Genomic DNA, 7,646 nt, shown 5'->3' with positions numbered 1-7,646 from the left:
TCAGCCTGTTAAAACTTTTCGGACAGGCTCTTTTCTGTTTCTTAAGGGCTTAAAAAATAGTTATTAATGTTTCTATTTTACTTGCTGGACATCTGTTTGAATGTTCATGATATAGAGCAGGTACATTCTTAATGAAATTGATTTTCTATACAAATTTTGTAAACTTCTATACAGTTTACTCATAATGCCCGTATGCAGCTAGAACTTCAATATACTTTTCTTCTTCAAAAACTTCATAAGTTAATCGGTGTTTTTTGTCTATTCTACGAGAATAAACATTGCGTTCACCATACCCTTTTAGTGGTTCAACTTGTCCTGTTCCTGTCGTTGGATGAACTTCTAATTCATCAAGTAAGCTGTCTATTTTAACAAGTAGTTTCTTCTGTCCAGATTTTAGATGTTTTTCTAAGTGGTTTAGATACTCATCAGAGTATTTTAATTTGTAAGTTTCCTCTTCCATTTTCTACCCTTCTAAAAGCATCTTTCTCATTTCTTCACGACTGATTTCGTGTTTTTTTCCAGCTCTTGCTCTATCAATCATTTCAAAATACTCCTTCTTGGTCATTAAAGAGTCGTCTTTTTCTTTAATGTCCTTTGTGTCATTATAAACCTTTACTTTGAACTGTTTGAACAATGGCTCAAAAATGTAAAAGTCTGTCTCATTATTGAACTTTATTCTGATTGTATCCATAAATGTTTATTTTTTTGCAAAGGTAATAATTATTTTTCAATCAATAATGTTTCATTCCCCTAAACTCTCTTTGATATTGATGAGTGTTTGTTTGATATGTTCTAATTTCTCTATAAGGGCAAAATTGTCGAGTGTTTTTTGTTTTTCTTCTTTCAGGCGTTGGCGCGCGCCTTCAAGGGTAAAGCCGCGCTCTTTTACTAAGTGATAAATCAGCTTGAGTTTTTGAATGTCGTCTGCTGAAAATTTCCTACTGCCTGAGGTTGTTTTACGCGGACTGATAATCTCAAACTCCTTTTCCCAAAAGCGTATCAGCGAGGCATTTACGCCAAATGCCTGCGCCACTTCGTTGATACTGTAATAGAGTTTTTCGGGTAAGTCAATATTAGGCATTAGGGGATAGGGATTAGGGGTTAGGAGTTCTGATGATTTTTACTTGCTTGATGCGTTTTTTATCAAAGGCTTCTACAATAAATTTGTAGTTGTTGAAAAGAATAGGGATTCCTTTTTGAGGGAAATTACCTGCAATCTCTAAGAGGAAGCCGGCAAGTGTTTCGGCATCACCGCGTTTTTCGTCAAAAAGAGCCTCTTCTTCATCGTTGAAATCTAGGATGCGATAGAAATCCTTTAACACTGTTTTTCCTTCAAAAATAAAGGTGTTATCATCTACTTTGAAGTAGGTGATATCATCGTCGTCAAACTCATCGTTGATACTGCCTACAATCTCTTCGATAATATCCTCTAAGGTAATCACTCCACAAGTGCCGCCATACTCATCAACCACTACGGCGAGGTGTATTTTCTTCTCTTGGAACTCGCTGAGCAAATCGTCGAGTTTTTTGTTTTCGGGAACGAAAAAGGCATTGCGTTTTACACTATTCCAGTCGAAGTCGGTTTTATCTAAGTGAGGCAAGAGGTCTTTGATGTAAATCACCCCTGTGATATGGTCTAAATTCTCGTGATATACGGGGATTCGCGAATAGCCTATGGCTACAATTTCGTTGAGCAACTCCTGATAAGAGAGATCTTCGCTGAGGGCAAAGATATCTACACGGGGCACCATTACTTCGCGCGTTTCGGTATTGCCAAACGATACGATGCTCTCCAATATTTTCTTTTCTTCATTGGTAGTGTCTTCTTCCGAGGCAAGTTCTAAGGCTTGTGAGAGTTGTCCTATTGAAATATTGCTTTTCTGTTTGCCTAAACTCTTCTGAATCCATACCGTAAAGGCTTTCATCGGTGCGCTGATGGGCGTAAAGAAAGTGTCGAGCGTATAGATGAAGTAGGCGACACGCTGTGCAAATTGTATGTTGTTGCGATTGGCATAGATTTTAGGCAAGATTTCGCCGCAGAGCAAGAGTACAAAGGTAACTACCCCCACATCAAGCACGGCACGCACCCAAGGGGTGGTGATGCCGCCAAAGAGGAAGTTACCTAAATCGACGAAGAGGAGTACGATGGAGATGTTTACCAAATTATTGGCAATGAGCACCGTCGCTAATAGTTTTTTAGGATTATCAACGAGCTTGGCGATGATATTGCTGGTAGCTGTTTTTTCGTCGCGGAGGGTATTTATCTCGGCAGGGGTGAGCGAAAAAAGGGCTACTTCGGCTCCTGAGATGAGAGCCGAGCACAGCAATAGTACTACAAACACTGCAAATTGAATAACGATACTCCAATTGATGTCTAAAAAGGACATCAAAGGGAGTACCGACAAAGGTTCTGTTTCCAAAATATTATTATTTCGTTACACATTTAGAAAGGCGGCTGGGTACTTACCGGAGGTTCATACGCCTTAGGTTCAGCCGTTTTTGGGGCGGGTTTAGGTTGCCCGTCGCGTTTTGGGTTTGGGAGGAAAGTTACATCGGTAGCGTGGATTTCAGTCATATAGCGCATTACGCCGTCTTCCGTTTGCCATTTGCGCGTTTTGATGCGCCCTTCCACATAGATAAGATCGCCTTTGTGAGTGTATTTTTCTACGAGTTCAGCGAGCTTGTTGCGCACGATGATGGTATGCCATTCGGTACTGCTCATACGCTCGTTAGTAGCGCGGTTAGTATACTCATCATCAGTGGCTAAGGGGAACTGACCGATGCAGTTGCCTTCGCTGAAATACGTAAGTTTTACAACATCTCCCATACGACCTATGAGAATAACTTTATTTAAAGTTCCGTTCATTGATAAAATATATAAATATAGAGTTGATAATCAAAATATTTTTCAAAAGTACAACTTTTTTTCTACTTACCAAAATTTGGAGATGAAATTTATTTTTTATTGATTTGCTAATTTGTGAAATTTTAATATCTTTGTCGCTTGATAATACCTCATAAAATGAAAATAATTCTTCTCTTTTTACATTTGTGTTGTTGCTGGGCGCTTTCGGCTCAGTCGTTTACGAAAGAAGTACCTTTTGAGCTCAAGGGCAAAGTGAAAATGCTCTATACTACAATTGAGTCCTTAAACCCTGAAATTACATTAGACCAAAACAACGATTTGTACAAACACCAAAAAGTGTATTTTGACGAGCAAGGAAAAGTTGTCAGTAGAACTTTATATAAAGATGATGGTCAAGAAGATGGTACACAGGCATTTTCGTTTGATAAGAAGGGTTTTTTAACTGAAATGAAAATTACGGATAAAAACAATTTGCTTGCTAATGAGGTACGTACACTGGTGTACAATAAAAAGAAAACTGAGGCAATAGCCAAACGATTTGTCGTTGCCGAAATGCATACGGTTTATCCTACCAAATATGTGTTCGACAAGCGTAAACGCCCTATAGAAATCACTGATTATTTTCCTAATGAGAAGGATATTATCCAAAAAGAGCGTTTTGAGTACAACGCTGCTGGCAAAATAACTGCCAACATCAAAGAACGAATGAACGGGAGTGTGGTGATTAGCACGTTCCTTACTTATAATGCTCAGAACCAAATTGTAAAGGAACTTACTGAAGTAACCCAAAACGGCAGTACAATTTATAAATTAGAGGCAACTTTTGCTTATACTGATAAAATGGGCTTCCCAACAGAACAAGTAACGGTTATCGATGGAGGTGCCCCTACGCGTTGTAGCTATGAATATCAATGGGATGCAAAAGGCAATTGGACGGAAAAGCGCTTTGTGGTGGACGGCAAGGCAATGGCTGCTGTAAAAAGAGAAATAACCTACTATTGAAATCCTAATTGTAGTTCGTCTTAGGAATTCCTCTCAAACTTAATCAACGTGTGTTCGATGTGAGAAATGTATGGCTAAATATCTATTAATCAAATAAAGCTGATGGCACGAATTACACGGATTTTGACACGGAATGGGGTGCAAATATGGTTGTAAATTATAGTAGATGCGAGTTACAAGAAATACTCTAATGGGGTTTTACTTTGTTTGTTGTCTTAAAAAATCTTCTATAGGATTTGCTTTACTATCATTTCCATCACGTTGATATTGTATAGTTTCTTGATACAAAATTTCCCCTGTTTGTCCATCGATCACGAGATTAGTAGTAGGTTTTTGATATACATCATAAGGATCAAGAGGGAATATCACTACTAAATAATAGTATTTTTCTTTTTCTTCAAATTTTCTAAACTCAATATTACTCTCTCGTTTACCTATTTGTCGTTGATATTCCGTTTTTATCTTTTCTATTAACTGAGGTATAGAAAAAAGGTAATTTTTATCTTCATCTTCTTCCTTTATTAAATTGCCATCTTTATCATAATATCGAGAAATACCATAGGGTACACCTGTAATATATTGACAAGAAAAGTTACGTTTTTTAGTAGCTAAATCATATATACATAAACGAGAATAAGGACTGAGAGTATCGTACTCCATTACTTGTATTGTGTTTCTGTTGTAAGAGTAGTATATTTCTACTCTTTTGCTTCTTTTTTTCAGGTATTTACTACTATTACTTGAGGAATAGGCATTATCTATTTCCCAGTTTTTAAATACTTTTTCGTCAAAAGTAAGCATTTGATGTACATTAAACTCTTGTGATTTGCAATTTATATAGCCACACAAAAGAATGTAAATTAATATTATTTTTCGCATTTTTCTTTATCAATTAATCATTAATAAAAGCCATTGCCAATGATGAAGATTATAGTTAAACAAAAATAGGTTTTGAATAAATTGGCTTGTTTTTAGGGGGCGTTTGCAAAACGCCCGTACACCACGAAAGTGATTGATTATCAGATTTATAGACTTTGTCGTACGTTTGCATCTTGAAAAATAAATTGTAATTTTACATTTAAATAAGCACGGAGAAAGACCGAGACTTTGTTAGTGAAAAACTGCCTTTGACGTTCAGTCCCCGTGCTTTCACATCTGTAAAACTGGATAGTTCGTTAGGTTTTAAGCCTGTGTTTACGACGATAGATTATCAGATGTTATTTAAACAAAGTTATTTTTAATCTTTTTAATTTATTCATTATGAGTTATGTAGGTGTTGATATTAGCAAGGATAGCTTCGTAGTTGCTTTCTCTTCTGCTTCTAAAAGTAAAACTATTACTTATCAAAACGACGACAAAGGTATTGAAAAATTTATAAATACCCTTGATAAAGAGCAACATCATTGTGTGATGGAAGCTACTGGTAACTATGGTGTTAATCTACTTTATCACCTTTGTGAACAAGAAATAAAGGTTAGTTTAATTAACCCTAAGCAAAGTAATTTCCTTTCAAAAATGAAACTATCTACTGCTAAAACTGACAATAAAGATGCTCGTTTGTTAGTAGAATATGGAGAAAAAAATGAATCCTGAAGTTTATAAAATGCCTTCAGATAAGATTATTCTTCTTAAACAGAAACAAACAGTACTTACTCACTTAATAAAACAGCGTACAGCAAGTAAAAACCAGCTAAAATCTTTAGAGTTACTCAATAAAAAAGATAATTTAGCTATTGATATGCTCAAAAACAACATAGATAACTTAGATAAACTCATCAATAATCTAGAAAAAGACATTGTTTCTATCACTGAGGAAGAGTTTGAAAAACAAGTTCAACTACTTACTTCCATTAAAGGAATAGGCAAAAAAGTTGCTACTACTTTAGTGATTATTACTAATGGTTTTTCTTTCTTTGAAAATCCTAAGCAATTATCTCGTTATATAGGTATTTGTCCTACCTACCAACAGTCGGGTAAATCGTTGAATTACAACGGACATATTAATAGAAATGGACATAGCACCTTACGTGGTCAGTTGTTTATAGCATCGTGGTCAGCAGCTAAGTATAATTCCTCTTGTAAGGCTCTTTTTGAAAGGCTTAGAGAGGAAGGAAAACCTTGGAAATTAGCACAGATAGCGGTCTGTAATAAGCTTATTAGGCAAGCTTTTGCAGTTATTAAGTCAGGAGTTGCTTACATAGACGGACACGTTCCTACTTTATCTGCACCAATGCAAACAGCTATATGAGTCACTACTTTCGCCGTAGGCGAACTAAAAGAAATTCCTTTTTAGAAAAAAAAAGTTACTAAAAAATTTGCATATTAACATAGTTCGTCAAAGTTTTGGGACTTTGACAAAGTGTAGTGACGCATTGGCAATACAAGCAAGAGTAAAGATAAATATTATTCCTTTACAAATTCATAATGTTTCATTATCAGATATTCTTCCTTGTTTTTTGGTTGGCTCATCCATTTATCATTTCTTAAAAAATAGTGAATTGCTTTTGTGTCGGGGAATTTATCAGAAGAGGAAAGAAAATCAGTTGCTTTATATGATATTTTTGCATATTCCATTATAGCAAGAGTGTCATTGTTTGTTTGCTTACTATTTGCAGGCACTCGTTCATTGATTCTGTAAAAACCAGAAACCGTTAAAGAATCATTAGGAGCTATATTAAAAATGGTATAACTATATCGCCCTTCTGCTGTATTGCTGCCATTAAAAAGCACAAAAGAACAATTTTTACTTCTATTTTCAAATAAATCATACCAAAATACTATAGGTACACTTAATATTTCAGCATAACTATATAAGGGATAGCGTTGTTTTTTGTACTCTAAATAATAATGAGGGTAGTTGTCATTTACAGTTAGCGTTACTAAATCTTCTTCACAAGTAGGTTTTTCAGTTGATTTATTATCATATTCTGAGCGCCACGATAAAACTTCACTGATGTAAGTAGTATCTTTTGTTAGTTTTTTGTCTTCATCATCAAAAACGATAGTATTTGTAGTTTTTCTGTTGTTGCAAGCTATTGTTAGCAAACATAATAAAGATATGAGAAGTTTCATCTGAACAATCGTGTTTATAGTTATTCATATTCAAATAGTTTTACTCTAAAACTTTTTTCAGGTTTTTAGAATCCATCAGATAAATCATAAACATTATTGATTTCTTCAGCTCCAGCACAAGTGGAATCTATATAGTATTGAACTTTCCTATCTTGTTTTTCATTGAAATAATCTACTTTTATCTCTTCTTCTGAAAAAACATTCCATCTTCCGTTATTATAACAAACATTTATACTCTTGCTATTCATATCATTTTCATTCATTCTCATTATTCGCAAATATTGTCCTTGACTACAACAATCCTCAGGTCTATTGTTAAAACGATCATAAATATATCCTTGTCTAAGGATTACTGTATATTGTAATTCAACATAGCCTATTTGTACAATTTCTCTATAAACATTGTCTTCTTCGATAAAAATAGTATAAAGATAACGCGGGCGAAACCTACTTTCCTCTCCATTTGCATAGTAGAAATCCCACGCTCTATCCCTATTTTGTTGTAATCCATTATATCCAAAAATAGAATCACCTGCCATAATTTGGCGTGTTACAAGTAGCTTCTCTTTACTATTGTGATCATCTTCTTTTACATCTAAGAGATAGAAAATAGAATCACGATCATAATCTACTACAAAATTTTCTGTATCAACAAGATTTTTGTGATGATTACAAGCTATTGTTAGCAAACATAATAAAGATATGA

The 7,646-nt window shown here is 34.8% G+C and carries 11 protein-coding genes; 3 read left to right on the top strand and 8 right to left on the bottom strand.

The window, feature by feature from the left end:
* Positions 1-175: 175 nt before the first annotated feature.
* Genes HMPREF9073_RS13330 through HMPREF9073_RS13310 form a run of 5 tightly spaced genes read right to left on the bottom strand, consistent with a single transcriptional unit; the run spans position 176 to position 2,866 of the window.
* Positions 176-460 carry a Txe/YoeB family addiction module toxin gene (locus HMPREF9073_RS13330; protein WP_009414315.1) on the bottom strand — a complete coding sequence of 95 codons (285 nt, stop codon included), beginning with the start codon at positions 458-460 and terminating at the stop codon, positions 176-178.
* A gap of 3 nt (positions 461-463) precedes the next feature.
* Complete coding sequence (locus HMPREF9073_RS13325) at positions 464-691, bottom strand: hypothetical protein (protein ID WP_009414314.1); 228 nt, start codon at positions 689-691, stop codon at positions 464-466.
* 51 nt (positions 692-742) lie between these two features.
* The gene (locus HMPREF9073_RS13320) at positions 743-1,081 is read right to left on the bottom strand and encodes a MerR family transcriptional regulator (RefSeq protein ID WP_009414313.1); all 339 of its coding nucleotides are present in this window, start codon (positions 1,079-1,081) and stop codon (positions 743-745) included.
* A 13-nt stretch (positions 1,082-1,094) separates the two neighbouring features.
* Positions 1,095-2,387 carry a gliding motility-associated protein GldE gene (gene gldE / locus HMPREF9073_RS13315; RefSeq protein WP_009414312.1) on the bottom strand — a complete coding sequence of 431 codons (1,293 nt, stop codon included), beginning with the start codon at positions 2,385-2,387 and terminating at the stop codon, positions 1,095-1,097.
* 56 nt (positions 2,388-2,443) lie between these two features.
* The gene (locus HMPREF9073_RS13310) at positions 2,444-2,866 is read right to left on the bottom strand and encodes a single-stranded DNA-binding protein (RefSeq protein ID WP_009414311.1); all 423 of its coding nucleotides are present in this window, start codon (positions 2,864-2,866) and stop codon (positions 2,444-2,446) included.
* A gap of 156 nt (positions 2,867-3,022) precedes the next feature.
* Between HMPREF9073_RS13310 and HMPREF9073_RS13305 the strand changes: the two genes are divergently transcribed.
* Entirely contained in the window at positions 3,023-3,868 is an 846-nt protein-coding gene (locus HMPREF9073_RS13305) for a hypothetical protein (RefSeq protein ID WP_009414310.1), read from the top strand.
* 198 nt (positions 3,869-4,066) lie between these two features.
* Here the strand turns inward: HMPREF9073_RS13305 and HMPREF9073_RS13300 are convergent, their stop codons facing one another.
* Positions 4,067-4,747 (bottom strand): hypothetical protein, encoded by a 681-nt coding sequence (locus tag HMPREF9073_RS13300; protein WP_009414309.1) that lies wholly within the window; start codon positions 4,745-4,747, stop codon positions 4,067-4,069.
* Between the two features lie 381 nt (positions 4,748-5,128).
* On the opposite strand from HMPREF9073_RS13300, the gene HMPREF9073_RS16065 reads away from it, so the two are divergent.
* A complete protein-coding gene (locus HMPREF9073_RS16065; protein WP_009414308.1) occupies positions 5,129-5,461 on the top strand; it encodes an IS110 family transposase in 333 nt (110 codons plus the stop codon).
* Complete coding sequence (locus tag HMPREF9073_RS13295) at positions 5,451-6,116, top strand: transposase (protein WP_198005902.1); 666 nt, start codon at positions 5,451-5,453, stop codon at positions 6,114-6,116. The genes HMPREF9073_RS16065 and HMPREF9073_RS13295 overlap by 11 nt, the downstream gene beginning before the upstream one ends.
* A 155-nt stretch (positions 6,117-6,271) precedes the next feature.
* On the opposite strand, the gene HMPREF9073_RS13290 is transcribed toward HMPREF9073_RS13295, so the two are convergent.
* Together HMPREF9073_RS13290 and HMPREF9073_RS13285 are read right to left on the bottom strand one after the other, a co-directional pair.
* Entirely contained in the window at positions 6,272-6,940 is a 669-nt protein-coding gene (locus tag HMPREF9073_RS13290; protein WP_009414306.1) for a hypothetical protein, read from the bottom strand.
* A 65-nt stretch (positions 6,941-7,005) separates the two neighbouring features.
* On the bottom strand, positions 7,006-7,646 hold a 641-nt coding region (locus HMPREF9073_RS13285; RefSeq protein ID WP_009414305.1), incomplete at its 5' end, for a hypothetical protein.

The organism is Capnocytophaga sp. oral taxon 326 str. F0382 (genome assembly GCF_000318295.1).
GTDB classification, from domain to species: domain Bacteria; phylum Bacteroidota; class Bacteroidia; order Flavobacteriales; family Flavobacteriaceae; genus Capnocytophaga; species Capnocytophaga periodontitidis.
This window is presented reverse-complemented; position numbering and strand designations above follow the sequence as displayed.

What these genes read in the sequence shown, in the direction of transcription:
- HMPREF9073_RS13300 (WP_009414309.1), bottom strand. Translation starts at nt 4,747, where the DNA reads ATGCGAAAAATAATATTAATTTACATTCTTTTGTGTGGCTATATAAAT.
- HMPREF9073_RS16065 (WP_009414308.1), top strand. Translation starts at nt 5,129, where the DNA reads ATGAGTTATGTAGGTGTTGATATTAGCAAGGATAGCTTCGTAGTTGCT.
- HMPREF9073_RS13290 (WP_009414306.1), bottom strand. Translation starts at nt 6,940, where the DNA reads ATGAAACTTCTCATATCTTTATTATGTTTGCTAACAATAGCTTGCAAC.
- HMPREF9073_RS13310 (WP_009414311.1), bottom strand. Translation starts at nt 2,866, where the DNA reads ATGAACGGAACTTTAAATAAAGTTATTCTCATAGGTCGTATGGGAGAT.
- HMPREF9073_RS13305 (WP_009414310.1), top strand. Translation starts at nt 3,023, where the DNA reads ATGAAAATAATTCTTCTCTTTTTACATTTGTGTTGTTGCTGGGCGCTT.
- HMPREF9073_RS13320 (WP_009414313.1), bottom strand. Translation starts at nt 1,081, where the DNA reads ATGCCTAATATTGACTTACCCGAAAAACTCTATTACAGTATCAACGAA.
- HMPREF9073_RS13330 (WP_009414315.1), bottom strand. Translation starts at nt 460, where the DNA reads ATGGAAGAGGAAACTTACAAATTAAAATACTCTGATGAGTATCTAAAC.
- gldE (WP_009414312.1), bottom strand. Translation starts at nt 2,387, where the DNA reads ATGTCCTTTTTAGACATCAATTGGAGTATCGTTATTCAATTTGCAGTG.
- HMPREF9073_RS13295 (WP_198005902.1), top strand. Translation starts at nt 5,451, where the DNA reads ATGAATCCTGAAGTTTATAAAATGCCTTCAGATAAGATTATTCTTCTT.
- HMPREF9073_RS13325 (WP_009414314.1), bottom strand. Translation starts at nt 691, where the DNA reads ATGGATACAATCAGAATAAAGTTCAATAATGAGACAGACTTTTACATT.